Origin of the sequence: Klebsiella sp. CN_Kp073 (genome assembly GCF_040065495.2) — a bacterium.
Lineage (GTDB): Bacteria > Pseudomonadota > Gammaproteobacteria > Enterobacterales > Enterobacteriaceae > Klebsiella > Klebsiella aerogenes.
Window position 1 is genome coordinate 3,594,920 of sequence record NZ_CM198051.1, and the last position, 14,926, is coordinate 3,609,845.

Annotated in this window: 14 protein-coding genes; 10 read left to right on the top strand and 4 right to left on the bottom strand. The window is 57.4% G+C overall.

Features of this window, described 5'->3' with window-relative positions:
- The first annotated feature begins 43 nt into the window (after positions 1-43).
- Together ABLV66_RS17430 and ABLV66_RS17435 are read left to right on the top strand one after the other, a co-directional pair.
- Entirely contained in the window at positions 44-658 is a 615-nt protein-coding gene (locus ABLV66_RS17430) for a flavin reductase family protein (protein ID WP_047049116.1), read from the top strand.
- A 158-nt stretch (positions 659-816) separates the two neighbouring features.
- Positions 817-1,080 (top strand): YdgH/BhsA/McbA family protein, encoded by a 264-nt coding sequence (locus ABLV66_RS17435; RefSeq protein ID WP_072251435.1) that lies wholly within the window; start codon positions 817-819, stop codon positions 1,078-1,080.
- A gap of 112 nt (positions 1,081-1,192) precedes the next feature.
- On the opposite strand, the gene ABLV66_RS17440 is transcribed toward ABLV66_RS17435, so the two are convergent.
- Entirely contained in the window at positions 1,193-1,366 is a 174-nt protein-coding gene (locus ABLV66_RS17440) for a hypothetical protein (protein WP_155958909.1), read from the bottom strand.
- A 67-nt stretch (positions 1,367-1,433) separates the two neighbouring features.
- Between ABLV66_RS17440 and ABLV66_RS17445 the strand changes: the two genes are divergently transcribed.
- From ABLV66_RS17445 to ybiJ, 4 genes are all read left to right on the top strand, one after another.
- Positions 1,434-3,722 carry a catecholate siderophore receptor Fiu gene (locus ABLV66_RS17445; RefSeq protein WP_348876938.1) on the top strand — a complete coding sequence of 763 codons (2,289 nt, stop codon included), beginning with the start codon at positions 1,434-1,436 and terminating at the stop codon, positions 3,720-3,722.
- A gap of 44 nt (positions 3,723-3,766) precedes the next feature.
- Complete coding sequence (ybiX, locus tag ABLV66_RS17450) at positions 3,767-4,444, top strand: PKHD-type hydroxylase YbiX (RefSeq protein ID WP_047049122.1); 678 nt, start codon at positions 3,767-3,769, stop codon at positions 4,442-4,444.
- 79 nt (positions 4,445-4,523) lie between these two features.
- Positions 4,524-4,790: a DksA/TraR family C4-type zinc finger protein gene (locus tag ABLV66_RS17455; RefSeq protein WP_047049124.1), complete on the top strand. Its 267-nt coding sequence runs from the start codon at positions 4,524-4,526 to the stop codon at positions 4,788-4,790.
- Between the two features lie 283 nt (positions 4,791-5,073).
- Positions 5,074-5,334: a DUF1471 family protein YbiJ gene (gene ybiJ, locus ABLV66_RS17460; protein ID WP_047049127.1), complete on the top strand. Its 261-nt coding sequence runs from the start codon at positions 5,074-5,076 to the stop codon at positions 5,332-5,334.
- A 102-nt stretch (positions 5,335-5,436) separates the two neighbouring features.
- Here ybiJ and ybiB read toward each other — a convergent pair whose 3' ends face one another.
- The 3 genes from ybiB to rhlE form a co-directional block, all read right to left on the bottom strand.
- On the bottom strand, positions 5,437-6,405 hold the full coding sequence (gene ybiB, locus ABLV66_RS17465; protein WP_289577121.1) for a DNA-binding protein YbiB: 969 nt from the start codon (positions 6,403-6,405) through the stop codon (positions 5,437-5,439).
- 42 nt (positions 6,406-6,447) lie between these two features.
- Entirely contained in the window at positions 6,448-8,592 is a 2,145-nt protein-coding gene (gene dinG, locus ABLV66_RS17470) for an ATP-dependent DNA helicase DinG (RefSeq protein WP_213797526.1), read from the bottom strand.
- Between the two features lie 197 nt (positions 8,593-8,789).
- Positions 8,790-10,145, bottom strand: a complete 1,356-nt coding sequence (gene rhlE, locus ABLV66_RS17475; RefSeq protein WP_348876927.1) for an ATP-dependent RNA helicase RhlE — start codon at positions 10,143-10,145, stop codon at positions 8,790-8,792.
- A 259-nt stretch (positions 10,146-10,404) separates the two neighbouring features.
- Between rhlE and cecR the strand changes: the two genes are divergently transcribed.
- The 4 genes from cecR to ABLV66_RS17495 are packed head-to-tail and all read left to right on the top strand — an operon-like array spanning position 10,405 to position 14,926.
- Positions 10,405-11,082 (top strand): transcriptional regulator CecR, encoded by a 678-nt coding sequence (gene cecR / locus ABLV66_RS17480; RefSeq protein WP_045395044.1) that lies wholly within the window; start codon positions 10,405-10,407, stop codon positions 11,080-11,082.
- Positions 11,079-12,071: a secretion protein HlyD gene (hlyD, locus tag ABLV66_RS17485; protein ID WP_045395045.1), complete on the top strand. Its 993-nt coding sequence runs from the start codon at positions 11,079-11,081 to the stop codon at positions 12,069-12,071. The genes cecR and hlyD overlap by 4 nt, the downstream gene beginning before the upstream one ends.
- Positions 12,064-13,803, top strand: coding sequence for an ATP-binding cassette domain-containing protein (locus tag ABLV66_RS17490; protein WP_045395046.1), 1,740 nt, complete (start codon positions 12,064-12,066; stop codon positions 13,801-13,803). The genes hlyD and ABLV66_RS17490 overlap by 8 nt, the downstream gene beginning before the upstream one ends.
- Positions 13,793-14,926 (top strand): ABC transporter permease, encoded by a 1,134-nt coding sequence (locus tag ABLV66_RS17495; protein ID WP_063414758.1) that lies wholly within the window; start codon positions 13,793-13,795, stop codon positions 14,924-14,926. Before ABLV66_RS17490 ends, ABLV66_RS17495 begins: the two co-directional genes overlap by 11 nt.

A 14,926-nucleotide genomic window follows, 5' to 3' on the forward strand; every position in this document is an offset into this window, starting at 1 on the left:
TAAGGGAGTCTGGATATCTTCTTATTTCGCTTTCTGGTGCTCTATGTACTTCTATCAACCTGCCGAAGGCCACGGCCTGCCGCACGACCCGCTGAATGCCATCGTCGGGCCGCGCCCCATCGGCTGGATCGCTTCGCTCGATAGCGCAGGGCAGCGCAACCTGGCGCCCTACAGTTTCTTCAACTGCTTTAACTATCGGCCGCCGATCATCGGTTTCGCCAGCGGCGGCTGGAAAGACAGCGTGCAGAACATTATTGAAACAAAAGAGTTTGTCTGGAATCTGGCTACCCGGCCACTCGCCGAAGCGATGAATGAAACCTCCGCCTCTATTCCGCGTCATGAAGACGAATTCCTGCGCGCCGGATTAACCGCCGCGCCGAGCCGGATCGTCCGCGCCCCGCGCGTGGCGGAAAGCCCGGTTCACTTCGAATGCCGCCTGTCGCAGTGTATTCAGTTGACGCGCGCCAGCGGCGAAGCCATTGATAGCTGGCTGGTACTGGGAGAAGTGGTCGCCGTACATATTGATGAGTCGCTGCTGGAAGACGGGATCTATCAAACCGCGAAAGCGCAGCCGATTTTACGCGCCGGCGGGCCGACGGCCTACTACAGCATTGATGAAAGCCAGCGCTTCGATCTAACCCGTCCGGACGCTCGCTGACCGCGAATCCCGACGCGCCGTACCTCACCGCACCGGGTTCGCATCAACAGGTGCGGTGAGACAAAAAGCCATTGTTTGCCCGCCGGTTATACCCTGATTCTCTTCGCGAAACGGCCTATACTTGAGGTATGTCCCATGCTGTTAATGAGGATATACCCATGAAAACATCTCTGCTCTCGCTGCTCTTTATCGCGCTTGCCGCCCCCTCCTCCTATGCCCTGGCCGACACGCCTGAATCTGCGCTTACCCAGACCGGTCCGCTTCGCCCGTCCGGCACCGTATCCGCCTCCGGCGCCAGCACCCTTGACGATTTGCAGGCCCAGTTGGCGCAAAAAGCCCACCAGCAGGGCGCGCTCGCCTGGAGAATTAACGCCGCCGGCGGCGGTAATAAATTGGCGGGAAGCGCGATAATTTATAAATAGCGCGCTTGATGCACTAAGCCTGACGGGGCGAAAAACACCCACTTCGACCCGTGGAATATCATGCTTTCTGCCCTTTATGTATAAATAATGCAGCCCATGTAAACAAATGTATTTATTTTTTTATAAATGAGTGATAAAAATCCGCCGTTGTTTGATAATGGTTATCAAAATCATTATCAAACGCATTGCTATTGTTAAGAACACCTGCAGTGGTCGAAACGAGACAGACTCCGTTTACGGTCGCATCGGCAAAGCGCCCCACCCTGGCAGACGTTAATTGGCGCATCTCATTTCCGCCAATACAACGATGTTGGGAAACAGGGCCAAATTAAAACTATAAGTTGCTCATGGATATGGAAAAAAATAACAATCTCCCTTTTAGCAGTTTCCGTTCACTGACGATTTTCACCGGTTTATGCCTGAGCCTCTCCCCGACGGGTCAGGTACTGGCGGCAGACAGCAATGAACAGAAAGGCGGCGAAACCCTGGTCGTTGAAGCGCAAACGCCATCGCTGTATGCGCCAACGCATTCCGCTGACCCAAAATTCTCCCGCCCCATCGCCGACACCACCCGCACCGTCACGGTGGTATCAGAGCAGGTCATGAAGGACCAGGGCGTCACTAACCTGACCGATGCGTTGAAAAACGTGCCGGGCGTGGGCGCCTTCTTCGCCGGCGAAAACGGTAACTCCACCACCGGCGACACCATCTATATGCGCGGCGCCGATACCTCCAACAGTATCTATGTCGACGGCATTCGCGATATCGGCAGCGTCACTCGCGATACCTTTAATACCGAGCAGGTTGAAGTGATTAAAGGGCCATCGGGTTCCGACTACGGCCGCAGCGCGCCAACCGGATCGATCAACATGATCAGCAAACAGCCGCGTCTGGATTCCGGGATCGATGCTTCCGCCAGCGTCGGCAGCGCGTGGATGCGCCGCGGCACCCTCGATATCAATGAAGCCATTGGCGATACCAGCGCCGTGCGCCTGAACCTGATGGGAGAGAAAACCCACGATGCCGGCCGCGATAAAGTTAAAAATGAACGTTACGGCATCGCGCCATCCGTCGCCTTTGGTCTCGGCACTGAGAATCGCCTGTACCTGAACTATCTGCACGTCACCCAGCACAATACGCCGGACGGCGGTATTCCAACCATCGGCTTGCCGGGCTACTCGGCGCCAAACGCCGCCACCGATGCGCTGAACCACTCTGGTAAAGTCGCAACCAGCAACTTCTACGGTACGGACTCTGATTACGACGACTCGACCACCGATACCGTGACCATGCGTTTCGAACACGATATCAATGACAACACGACGATCCGCAACATCACGCGCTGGTCGCGGGTGAAACAGGATTACCTGATGACCGCGGTCATGGGCGGCGCGTCAAACATTACTCAACCGGATCCCAATAACGTCAATACCTGGACCTGGTCACGTCTGGCAAACACCAAAGACACCAGCAACAAGATCCTAACCAACCAGACCAATCTGACGAGCAAATTTTTCACCGGATCCGTCGGCCATGACGTCAGCGCCGGGGTAGAATTTACCCGCGAAACGCAGACTAACTACGGCGTCTATCCGATCACCCCGCCGGCGGTGAATATCTATCATCCGAATAGCGATATTTCGATCGGCGGCCTGAACCGCAGCGGCGCTAACGCCAACGGTCAGACCGATACCTTCGGCCTGTACGCTTTCGATACTCTGCAGATCACCCGCGATTTTGAGCTGAACGGCGGTATCCGCCTCGATACCTATCAAACCAAATACGATAGCGCCAGCCTGTGCGGCGGCAGCGGTCGTGGAGCCATCGCCTGCCCGACCGGCGTCGCTAAAGATACGCCGGTCACCACCGTGGACACCTCTACCAGCGGCAACCTGGCCAACTGGAAAGCCGGCGCGCTGTATCATCTGACTGATAACGGCAATGTGTACGTTAACTACGCAATCTCGCAACAACCGCCGGGCGGTAGCAACTTCACCCTCGCCCAAAGCGGCAGCGGCAATAGCGCCAACCGCACCGACTTCCAGCCGCAAAAAGCGAAGACCAGCGAACTGGGCACCAAGTGGGAACTGATGGATAAGCGCCTGCTGCTGACCGCGGCGCTGTTCCGCACCGATATAGAAAACGAGGTCGAACAAAACGACGACGGTACTTACTCGCAGTATGGTAAGAAGCGGGTCGAAGGCTATGAGATTTCACTGGCCGGTAATATTACCCCGGACTGGCAGGTTATTGGCGGTTACACCCAGCAGCATGCGACGATCCGTGAAGGCGCCGATGCCGCTCAGGATGGCACCAGCTCAATGCCGTATACGCCGGAACACGCCTTTACCGTCTGGAGCCAGTACCAGGCCACCGATGCCCTCTCCGTCGGCGCCGGCGCCCGCTACATTGGCAGCATGCACCGTGGCAAAGATGGCGCGGTTGGCACGCCGTCCTACACCGAAGGCTATTGGGTAGCGGATGCGAAAATGGGCTATCGGGTTAATCGCAATCTCGACCTGCAACTGAACGTGTATAACCTGTTTGATACCAATTACGTCGCGTCTATTAACAAGAGCGGCTATCGTTATCACCCGGGCGAGCCACGCACTTTCCTGTTAACTGCTAACGTGCATTTCTAATCGATGCGGGGCGGAAACGCCCCGTTTTCTCAGGAGCTTGAGCCATGATGTACCATATCCCCGCCGTCCTGACGCCTCAGGAAGTCGCCGAATTCGCCGCTCAGCTACAGCAGGCCGAGTGGGTTGACGGCCGCGTGACCACCGGCGCCCAGGGGGCGCAGGTAAAAAACAATCAGCAGGTCGATACGCGCAGCGCGTTATACGGCGAGCTACAGGCTAAGGTCCAGGCGGCGCTGAACCGCAGTTCGCTGTTCTTCGCCGCGGCGTTACCCAAAACGCTCTCCACCCCGCTGTTTAACCGCTACCAGCAGCAAGAAACCTACGGTTTTCACGTCGATGGCGCGGTACGCAGCCACGGTCAGGGCGGCTGGATGCGCACCGACCTCTCCGCCACCCTGTTCCTTAACGATCCGCAAAGCTACGACGGCGGCGAACTGGTGGTCAATGATACCTATGGCCAGCACAAGGTAAAATTGCCGGCCGGCGATCTGGTGCTCTATCCTTCAAGCAGCCTGCACTGCGTAACTCCAGTCACCTCCGGCGAACGCATCGCCTCTTTTCTATGGATCCAGTCGATGATCCGCGACGATAAGCGTCGCGCAATGCTGTTCGAGCTCGATGGTAATATTCAGAAGTTAAAGAGCCGCCACGGCGAGAGCGATGAGGTGCTGTCGCTTCTCAACCTGTACCACAACCTGCTGCGGGAATGGTCGGAAATCTAAGCAACCTAAACCTTGTCTGGTCATTTTTTGCCCCCATCTTTTCTATACTTTAAACAGATATTGAGATGAGGAGCACATCATGGCGTCAGGTTGGGCAAACGATGGGGCCGTACAGGATCAAATCGACAGCACGGTAAACGATGCCGTTGCCCGCGCCCGTAGCGAGCTGCCAAGCGGTGAGAGCAACAAATTTTGTGAAGAATGCGCAGAGCCGATTCCCGAGGCCCGGCGCAAGGCAATTCCCGGGGTCAGATACTGCGTGAAGTGCCAACAGGATAAAGATTTACATAACAATACATATTCAGGATATAATCGCCGTGGTTCCAAAGATAGCCAGCTACGCTGACCTTCCTTTACCGTTCATTACCGCCGATCGCGTTATCTTTTCGCGCACGTTTTTTGGCGAAAAAAGTGGCAAAATGTGCCTTTAGTTGCCATGGCAATTAGTTTACCCCTCGCCCGCGGCAATAGCGGAAAATAATTTATTAATATTCAATAAATTATTCATTATTCAAAAAATTCGATGAAGACTGTGAATTTCCTTCGATTTTATCTCGCGGCAAAAAACGTGATACTTATCACATCGACGGAACATCGTCCTCTACAGAACATAATGCGAGAAATTAATCATGAAAAATATCAAATACGCTGCCGCTGCTATCGCCCTTTCCGCTCTGTCCTTCGGCGCATTCGCCGCTCAGCCGGTAACCCCGTCACAGGCAGAAAGCATGAATAAAATCGGTGTTGTTTCCGCTGAAGGCGCAACGACGCTGGATGGTCTGGAAGCCAAACTGGCTGCTAAAGCAGATGCCGCTGGCGCAACCGGCTACAGCATCACCTCCGCTAACACCAACAACAAAGTTAGCGGTACCGCGGTTATCTACAAATAATCGCAGCAACACTCTGAAATGCCACTGAATTAACCCTGAAAAGACCTTTTAAATACCCTTGTTTGCCCGTCCGAGCCACCGGACGGGCTTTTTTTTGTCCGTTTACCAGCGTTCGGCAACCTGCGCCAGACCATGGGCGAGCGAAGTCGCCTGACCGGTGGCGACCAGGCAGCAGGCGAGCTGAATTTTCAGCGACTGCGGAACCGGCTCGCTACCGCTCACGCAGCGCTCAATCCAGCGCGCGGTAACTTCGGGATCTTTAGATTCCGGCAGCGCCACCTTGTCCTGCTGGCTTTCATCGGCTCGCTCATGCAGCGCTCGCGTCCCCGCCGCATCAATGAGATTGATTTGCGGACAACGCTGCGGATTGGCGTAAACCTCACCTTCGGTACCGTGCATCAATAGCGCGCGTCCGCCGATTTCAGTAAAGAACTTCGCGACCTTATCGACGTATTCCGGATGCGAGACGCTCGACAGACGCAGCGCGGCATCTTCGGCAAATGGCGTCGCCAGCTTAGCCAGGGTATGTGCGCTGTTACGCACCCCCATCCGCCAGCGCAGCGCCAACTGCTTTTCCAGCGGCGGACACAGTGCGCCAATCGGGATATAGACCGGCTCATGGCCGTCGAGACGCGCCTGGGCCTGACCCGCGTGGGTGGTGGCCGGGATCCCCATCAGCGCAAATATGGTCTCGGTCAGGACGCGGGTTGGATCGTGGCTGACGCCGTGAACCACCACCGGGAAACCGAGTTTATGCAGCAGTACCGCCAGCAGCGGCGTCAGGTTGGCCTGTTTGCGCGCGCCGTTATAGCTGGGGATAACAATCGGCATCGGTTTCGCTACCGGTGGCGTCAGGCGGAGGGTCTGTAGCTGCATCGCCTCATAGAAGCCCTGCATTTCGGCTTCGCCTTCGCCCTTGATGCGCAGCGCGATGAGGATCGCCCCCAGCTCCAGTTCGCCGACTTCGCCGTTTAACATCCGCGTATACAGCGCGCGGGCCGTTTCCCGATCCAGATCGCGAGCGTGATTCTTTCCACGCCCGACTTCTTTGATGATTTTGGTGTAATCCATCGACTTGCTCCCTCCAGCGGTATGCTTTGCCGACCGGACCGCTTAGCGGCGTCGGCGACGCGTCTGTTTTGCTTTGCTTTTTACTATAACCTCGGGAACGCCCGGCTGCTCTATAGGAAATACCGGTAGCGCATTTAACAAGCGCGCGCCGTAGTTTTTGGTCAGCAGCCGCTTGTCGTAAATAACGACTTCGCCCCAGCACTGATGGCTACGGATCAGGCGCCCAACCTGCTGAATCAGGTTGAAAGAAGCGCTTGGCAGGCTTTGCACCTCAAAGGGATAGCGGTTCAGGCTTTTCAGCCACTCGCCTTCGGTAATCACCACCGGGCTGTCGATTGGCGGGAAGGCGATTTTATGGATATGGACCTGGCTTAGCAGCTCGCCTTTTAAATCCAGCCCTTCGGCGAAGGACTGCAGGCCGACCAGCACGCTGCGCTCGCCGCCTTCAATGCGCTTACGATGCAGCTCCACCAGCCGATAACGCGGTTGGTCGCCCTGAACCAGCAGCAGTAAGCGCAGATCGGTAACATGCTCAAGGAATCGCTGCATCGCTCGTCCGCTGGCAAACAGCACCAGCATCCCCGGATGCTTTTTGCTCTCGACCTGCTCGCGGAAAAAGGCCGCCATTTCGGCAATATGCTGCTCTTCGTTATCAATCGTCGGTTCATAGCGCATCTGGGGAATAATAATTTTCCCCTGCTCGACGTGATTAAACGGGGAATCCAGCGCCACAAAACGATCGCCAGCTTTCTCTTTCAGCCCGCTCATCTCCTGCAGACGCGAGAAGCTGTTCAACGAACGCAGGGTCGCCGAGGTAACGACAATATGCGGCACGCTGCGCCACAGCAGGCGTTCGAGCTGATCGCTGACGCGGATACCGACGCAGTGGAACCAGACATGTATCTGGCCGTCGCGGACATCGCGGGTCGCCCATTTGGTTACCGGCGCGCCGGAGGACTGCGCCAGCGACGCCAGCCGCCACAGCTTGCTCTGGCTTTCAAACATACCGAGCGCCCGGTTCATCTGCAGCAGAATACGATGCAAACGCACCACATCGTGGCTGCCGGTCTTTTCGCTGAGGTCGTTCAGGAACAGCTCCGCCAGCCCGCGTAGCATTTCGGTGAGCTTCGCCAGCCGCTGGCAAATTTCCATCACCTCCTGCGGTAGTTCGCCCATCGGGAAACGATGTTCCGCCTCCTGAGCTGCAGGCATATAGAGATTGAGAATATTGTTCAGCGAGGCGATAAGCTCATAGAGCTCTTCACAGTGTTCGTTGAGACGCTCGGGGTTAGCCAGCGGCGGCGTCGTCTTCGGACGAAACTGCTCCATGCAGGTCGCCACCAGTTTGCTGAACAGATCCAGCTGCAGCCGGTACCAGGGAGCGGTTATCTCAGCGCTCATCTCTAAGGCGTCGCGGGCGACATCCGGCAGATGATGGCCTTCGTCGAGCACCAGCAGCAGGTTTTTCGGCTCCGGCAGCACCGCTTCGCTCTCCATCGCCGCCATCACCAACGCATGGTTGGCCACCACCACTTCCGCCTCCTGAATTTCCCGTCGCGCGACGAAGAATGGGCATTCACGATAATAGTGGCAGTTACGGTTAAGACAGCTGGCTTTATCGGTGCTCAAACGCCCCCATAGGGCATCATCAATGGGCTTATCGGTATGGTCGCGCAGGCCATCCCATTTATAGCCGTCGAGATCGGTTTTCAGCGTCGCGCACAGCTTTTGTTCGGCCTGGTTTTTTGGCGTCAGATCGTCATCGAGGAACGCCAGCAGGTCCTGCTGCGTCGCCTCGGTGCTGGCCAGCGCCGTCAGATTACGCGGGCAAACGTAGCGCCCGCGGCCAAAGGCGGCGGTAAAGCGCAGGTCGGGAATGATCTTACGCAGCAGCGGCAGATCTTTACTGTAGATTTGATCCTGCAAAGCGACGTTGGCGGTGCTGACCACCAGCGTTTTTTGTTCTTCTCGAGCGATGGCGATCCCGGGGATAAGGTATGACAGCGTTTTACCGACGCCGGTCGGGGCTTCGATAGCCAGATGCCGCCCCTCTTCCCCCGCGAGCGTTTTCGCCACATCGGCAATCATCTGCCGCTGCGGGGCTCGGGGGATAAAGTCCGGGATCTGTTCCTGAAGCGCCTTATACCAGGCGGCGATTTGCGCTTTTAGCGCAGCGGTCAAAGCCATGAGAAAACCTGAATACTGTATAAACAGCCACTATTGTGCCATTTTTAGCGGCCCGGAGGTATTGCTTTCTACTGAGTGTGGAAGCGTGCTCGATAAAACGCGATGCAAAAAGCAAAAAGAACGGCCCGCCGCCGCGCAAGCGGACAGACGGGCCGTTTTGAGCCTGGACGCGCTGCCGCAGCCCAGGTATCAGCGTATTACTCGCCGGCAGGTTTACGCGGGCGACGACGGCGCGGCGGTTTACCGTCCTGGGCGCGCGCCTTCGGCGCTTCGCCATCCTGACGGCGCGGCGCAGCCTGCTGGCTACGACCCTGGTTTTGGCCCTGACCGCCGCGTCCCTGTCCCTGCCCCTGACCGCGGCCTCCGCCGCCACGCTGCTGACGACCGTTTTGAATCGGCTCCGCTTTAATCGACGGATCCGGCTCATAACCGGCAATAGCAATACGCGGGATCTCTTTTTTCAGCAGACGCTCGATATCACGCAGCAGCTTGTGCTCATCAACGCATACCAGCGACAGCGCTTCGCCGGTCGCCGCCGCGCGGCCGGTACGACCGATACGGTGGACATAATCTTCCGGCACGTTCGGCAGCTCGTAGTTCACCACGTGCGGCAGCTCTTCAATATCAAGGCCGCGGGCGGCGATATCGGTCGCTACCAGCACGCGAATGCCGCCGGATTTAAAGTCGGCCAGCGCGCGGGTACGCGCCCCCTGGCTCTTATTTCCGTGGATAGCGGCGCTGCGGATACCGTCTTTATTCAGTTGCTCGGCTAAATGGTTGGCGCCGTGCTTGGTACGAGTAAAGACCAGCACCTGCTGCCAGTTGCCTTCGCCAATCAGCTGCGAGAGCAGTTCACGCTTACGTTTCTTATCCACAAAGTGAACGTGCTGGGTGATCTGCTCAGAGGCGGTGTTGCGGCGCGCCACTTCAACTTCCAGCGGGTTATGCAGCAGTTTTTCCGCCAGGGCTTTGATCTCGTCGGAGAAGGTAGCGGAGAACAGCAGGTTTTGACGACGCGGCGGCAGTTTAGCCAGCACGCGGCGGATGTCGTGGATAAAGCCCATGTCCAGCATGCGGTCGGCTTCATCCAGAATCAGCACTTCAACTTTATCCAGGCTAACCGCATTCTGATGTTCGAGATCCAGCAGACGGCCCGGGGTGGCGACGAGGATATCGACGCCGCCGCGCAGTTTCATCATCTGCGGATTAATGCTTACGCCGCCGAAAACAACCAGCGAGCGGATATTCAGATACTTGCTGTAGTCGCGGACGTTCTCGCCCACCTGCGCCGCCAGCTCGCGGGTCGGCGTCAGGATCAGCGCGCGAACCGGGCGGCGCCCCTTCGCGTGCGGCTGCTCCTGGGTCAGGCGCTGCAGCAGCGGCAGCGTAAAACCGGCGGTCTTGCCGGTCCCGGTCTGGGCGCTGGCCATCAGATCGCGGCCCTGCAGTACTGCCGGGATCGCCTGCTGCTGGATAGGGGTCGGCTCAACGTAGCCCTGCTCGGCGACGGCGCGCAGGATATCGGGATTCAGGCCAAGGGAATCAAAAGACATAACAACTCCGAACCGCCCCGGCCCGTTTAAGGGCGTAGTTTTCAGGGAGATTATTGCGATAGAGATGGCAAAAACCACAATGCCATGAAGGGGCGCAGTTTAGCAGATTTTGTGACGAACCGCATAAAATATCCCCGGAGGATTTAGCGGCAAAATAATGCTCGCCCGCGCGGCGTTATCTTCAGTATTCATCATTCTGGACAGATATGCGAATCACCTCTATTCTTAATCAATCGATTGATTAATTTTTTAGAGTGCGATGAACAGTACTTCCGTCACCAGTAAAGGCGAACAAGCCAAAAGCCAACTTATCGCCGCCGCCATCGCGCAATTCGGCGAATATGGCCTCCATGCGACGACCCGCGATATCGCCGCGCAGGCCGGGCAAAATATCGCCGCTATCACCTATTATTTCGGTTCGAAAGACGACCTGTATCTCGCCTGCGCGCAGTGGATCGCCGACTGTATCGGCGAGAATTTCCGCCCGCATGCCGAAGCGGCCGAAGCCCTGCTCGCCCAGACGCCCCCCGACAAACCGGCGCTGCGGGAATTGATTCTGCGCAGCTGCCGCGATATGAGTCTGCTGCTGACCCAGGACGACACGGTCAACCTCAGCAAATTTATCTCTCGCGAGCAGCTCTCCCCTACGGCGGCTTACCAGCTTATCCACCAGCAGGTTATCGCCCCGCTACATAGCTATTTGACGCGGCTTATCGCCGCCTGGACCGGGCGCGATGCCAACGATACGCAAATGATTCTGCACACCCACGCCCTGCTTGGCGAGGTGCTGGCCTTCCGCCTCGGGCGGGAAACCATTTTACTGCGTACCGGCTGGGCGCAGTTCGATCAACAAAAGGCTGAACAAATTTTTCAGGTGATTACCTGTCATATCGATTTCATTCTGCAAGGGTTAGCGCAAAGGAGCCTGGGATCATGAAAAAACCCGTCGTCGTTCTACTGGTCGTCATCGTGCTCGCCGCGATCGGCGGCGCCTGGTGGTGGTATCAAAGCAGCCAGGCGAAAGATCTCACTCTCTATGGCAATGTCGATATTCGCACTGTGAATATGAGCTTCCGCGTCGGCGGACGGCTGGCAACCCTGAACGTCGATGAAGGCGATGAAATTCGCCGCGGGCAAACCCTCGGCGAACTTGACCGCGCGCCGTATGAGAACGCGCTGCAGCAGGCGCAGGCCAACGTCTCCACCGCCCAGGCGCAGTACGATTTGATGATGGCGGGCTACCGTGCCGAAGAGATTGCGCAGGCGGCGGCCGCGGTTAATCAGGCGCAGGCCGCCTGGGTCTATGCGCAGAATTTTTATCAACGTCAGCTCGGCCTGCGCGCCAGCAGCGCGATTTCAGCCAACGACCTCGAAAACGCCCGTTCTTCACGCGATCAGGCGCAGGCGACCCTAAAATCGGCGCAGGACAAACTGCGTCAATATCGCGCCGGTAACCGCCCGCAGGAAATTGCCCAGGCCAAAGCCAGCCTTGAACAGGCGCAGGCGGCCCTGGCGCAGGCCAAACTGGACCTGCACGATACCGTACTGACCGCGCCATCCGACGGTACCCTGATGACCCGAGCCGTAGAGCCCGGCACCATGTTGAACGCCGGCGGCACGGTGTTGACGCTATCGTTAACCCATCCGGTTTGGGTACGCGCCTACGTTGACGAGAAAAACCTTGGCCAGGCGCAGCCGGGGCGCGAAGTACTGCTGTATACCGATAGCCGGCCGAACAAGCCCTATCATGGTAAAATCGGCTTTGTCTCCCCCAGCGCCGAATTCACGCCGAAGACCGTGGAAACACCGGATTTGCGTACCGATCTCGTCTACCGCCTGCGCATCGTGGTGAACGACGCCGACGGCGCGCTGCGTCAGGGCATGCCGGTCACCGTCTCCTTCAGCAACGGAAACGGGCATGAGTAAGGACGCGATAACTTTAACCGGACTGACACGCGGTTTTCCCGGTATGGACCGACCCGCGGTCGCGCCGCTGAACTGTACGATTCACTCAGGCTACGTCACAGGGCTCGTCGGCCCCGATGGCGCGGGTAAAACCACCCTGATGCGAATGCTGGCCGGTTTACTTAAGCCTGATGAGGGCAGCGCCAGCGTTATCGGCTTCGATCCGCTCAAGGACGACAGCGCGCTGCACGCGGCGCTCGGCTATATGCCGCAGAAATTCGGCCTGTATGAAGATCTGACGGTGATGGAAAACCTGAACCTGTACGCCGATCTGCGCAGCGTCACCGGCGAGGCGCGGAAGAAAATATTCGAGCGCCTGCTGGAATTCACTTCTCTTGGCCCTTTCACCGGGCGATTAGCCGGCAAACTCTCCGGCGGCATGAAGCAAAAACTGGGGCTCGCCTGTACGCTGGTAGGCGATCCGAAAGTGCTACTGTTAGATGAGCCCGGCGTCGGAGTCGATCCTATCTCGCGCCGCGAGCTGTGGCAGATGGTCCACGAACTGGCCGGCGACGGCATGCTTATTTTGTGGAGCACCTCTTATCTCGATGAAGCCGAGCAGTGCCGCGATGTGCTGCTGATGAACGAAGGTAAATTGCTTTACCAGGGCGAACCGAAGGCGCTGACGCAAACCATGGCCGGGCGCAGCTTTCTGGTCTCCAGCCCGCAGGAAAACAACCGCCGTCTGCTGCAGCGAGCGCTGAAACTCCCGCAAATTAGCGATGGCGTGATTCAGGGCAAATCGGTTCGTTTGATTCTGAAAAAGGAAGCCCGCATTGATGAAGTTCAGCAACATAACGACATGCCGCCGCTACAGGTGGCCGAAACCGCGCCGCGTTTTGAAGACGCCTTTATCGACCTGTTAGGCGGCGCCGGAACCGCCGAGTCGCCGCTGGGAGAGATTATTCATCACGTGGACGGCAGCAAAGACGAAACGGTCATTGAAGCACGGTCGTTAACGAAAAAGTTTGGTGATTTCGCCGCCACCGATCACGTCGATTTCCAGGTTAAGCGCGGTGAGATTTTCGGCCTGCTCGGGCCCAACGGCGCCGGTAAATCCACGACCTTCAAAATGATGTGCGGCCTGCTGGTGCCGACCGACGGAAAAGCGCTGGTGCTGGGGATGGATCTCAAGGTTAGCTCCGGTAAAGCGCGCCAGCATCTGGGCTACATGGCGCAAAAATTCTCGCTGTATGGCAACCTCAGCGTCGAGCAGAACCTGCGTTTTTTCTCCGGCGTTTACGGCCTACGCGGCCGGGCGCAAAATGAAAAAATCGCGCGCATGAGCGATGCCTTCGGCCTGAAAAGTATCGCCAGCCACGCCGCCGATGAGCTACCGCTCGGCTACAAGCAGCGGCTGGCGCTGGCCTGCTCGCTAATGCATGAACCCGACATCCTGTTTCTCGATGAACCCACCTCCGGCGTCGACCCGCTTACTCGCCGCGAATTCTGGCTGCATATCAACAGCATGGTCGATAAAGGGGTTACGGTGATGGTGACTACCCACTTTATGGATGAGGCGGAATACTGCGACCGCATCGGGCTGGTCTACCACGGTAAGCTTATCGCCAGCGGCACGCCGGACGCGCTGAAGGCGCAGGCGGCGAATGACAGTCAGGCTGATCCCACCATGGAACAGGCGTTTATTACCCTGATTAACCAATGGGACAAGGAAAACGGTCATGAGCAATAGCATTCTCTCCTGGCGACGGGTTCGCGCGCTGTGCGTCAAAGAGACCCGGCAGATCGTCCGCGATCCCAGCAGTTGGCTGATTGCGGTGGTGATCCCGCTACTCCTGCTGTTTATCTTCGGCTACGGCATTAACCTCGACTCCAGTAAACTGCGGGTCGGCGTATTGCTGGAACAGCAGAGCGAAGAGGCGCTGGACTTTGTCCATACCATGACCGGCTCGCCCTACATCGACGCCACCGTCAGCGATAATCGCCGGCAGTTGATTGAGCTGATGCAGGCCGGGCGCATTCGCGCGATGGTCGTCATTCCCGTCGATTTTGACCGTCAGATGGCCCGCGCCGGCGCCAATGCGCCGATTCAGTTGATTACCGACGGCAGCGAGCCTAACACCGCTAACTTCGCGCAGGGCTACGTCGAAGGTATCTGGCAGATCTGGCAACAGCAGCGGGCGGAAGACCGCGGTGAAACCTTTGAACCGCTTATTGACGTGCAGATGCGCTACTGGTTTAACCCGGCGGCCATCAGTCAGCACTTTATTATCCCCGGCGCAATTACCATCATCATGACCGTGGTCGGCGCGATATTGACCTCGCTGGTGGTAGCGCGCGAATGGGAACGCGGCACCATGGAAGCGCTGCTATCCACCGAAATCACCCGCGCCGAACTGCTGCTGTGCAAGATAATTCCCTACTATTTCCTCGGCATGCTGGCGATGTTGCTGTGTATGCTGGTATCGGTATTTATTCTCGGCGTGCCCTATCGCGGCTCGCTGCTAATTTTGTTTGTCATCACCAGTCTGTTTTTGCTCAGTACGCTGGGAATGGGGCTACTGATCTCGACCATTACCCGCAACCAATTTAACGCCGCGCAGGTCGCGTTGAACGCCGCTTTTTTACCGTCGATTATGTTGTCGGGGTTTATTTTCCAGATAGACAGTATGCCGGCGGTGATCCGCGCGGTGACCTACGTGATCCCGGCGCGTTACTTCGTCAACACCCTGCAAAGCCTGTTTCTGGCGGGCAATATTCCCGTGGTGCTGCTGGTGAACGTGCTGTTTTTGATTGCTTCGGCGGTGATGTTTATCGGCCTGACGTGGCTTAAAACCAAACGGCGTCTGGATTAA

Excerpts from the sequence above, each read along its gene's own strand:
- ABLV66_RS17430 (WP_047049116.1), top strand. The coding sequence starts at position 44 with ATGTACTTCTATCAACCTGCCGAAGGCCACGGCCTGCCGCACGACCCG.
- ABLV66_RS17435 (WP_072251435.1), top strand. The coding sequence starts at position 817 with ATGAAAACATCTCTGCTCTCGCTGCTCTTTATCGCGCTTGCCGCCCCC.
- ABLV66_RS17440 (WP_155958909.1), bottom strand. The coding sequence starts at position 1,366 with ATGCGCCAATTAACGTCTGCCAGGGTGGGGCGCTTTGCCGATGCGACC.
- ABLV66_RS17445 (WP_348876938.1), top strand. The coding sequence starts at position 1,434 with ATGGAAAAAAATAACAATCTCCCTTTTAGCAGTTTCCGTTCACTGACG.
- ybiX (WP_047049122.1), top strand. The coding sequence starts at position 3,767 with ATGATGTACCATATCCCCGCCGTCCTGACGCCTCAGGAAGTCGCCGAA.
- ABLV66_RS17455 (WP_047049124.1), top strand. The coding sequence starts at position 4,524 with ATGGCGTCAGGTTGGGCAAACGATGGGGCCGTACAGGATCAAATCGAC.
- ybiJ (WP_047049127.1), top strand. The coding sequence starts at position 5,074 with ATGAAAAATATCAAATACGCTGCCGCTGCTATCGCCCTTTCCGCTCTG.
- ybiB (WP_289577121.1), bottom strand. The coding sequence starts at position 6,405 with ATGGATTACACCAAAATCATCAAAGAAGTCGGGCGTGGAAAGAATCAC.
- dinG (WP_213797526.1), bottom strand. The coding sequence starts at position 8,592 with ATGGCTTTGACCGCTGCGCTAAAAGCGCAAATCGCCGCCTGGTATAAG.
- rhlE (WP_348876927.1), bottom strand. The coding sequence starts at position 10,145 with ATGTCTTTTGATTCCCTTGGCCTGAATCCCGATATCCTGCGCGCCGTC.
- cecR (WP_045395044.1), top strand. The coding sequence starts at position 10,405 with ATGAACAGTACTTCCGTCACCAGTAAAGGCGAACAAGCCAAAAGCCAA.
- hlyD (WP_045395045.1), top strand. The coding sequence starts at position 11,079 with ATGAAAAAACCCGTCGTCGTTCTACTGGTCGTCATCGTGCTCGCCGCG.
- ABLV66_RS17490 (WP_045395046.1), top strand. The coding sequence starts at position 12,064 with ATGAGTAAGGACGCGATAACTTTAACCGGACTGACACGCGGTTTTCCC.
- ABLV66_RS17495 (WP_063414758.1), top strand. The coding sequence starts at position 13,793 with ATGAGCAATAGCATTCTCTCCTGGCGACGGGTTCGCGCGCTGTGCGTC.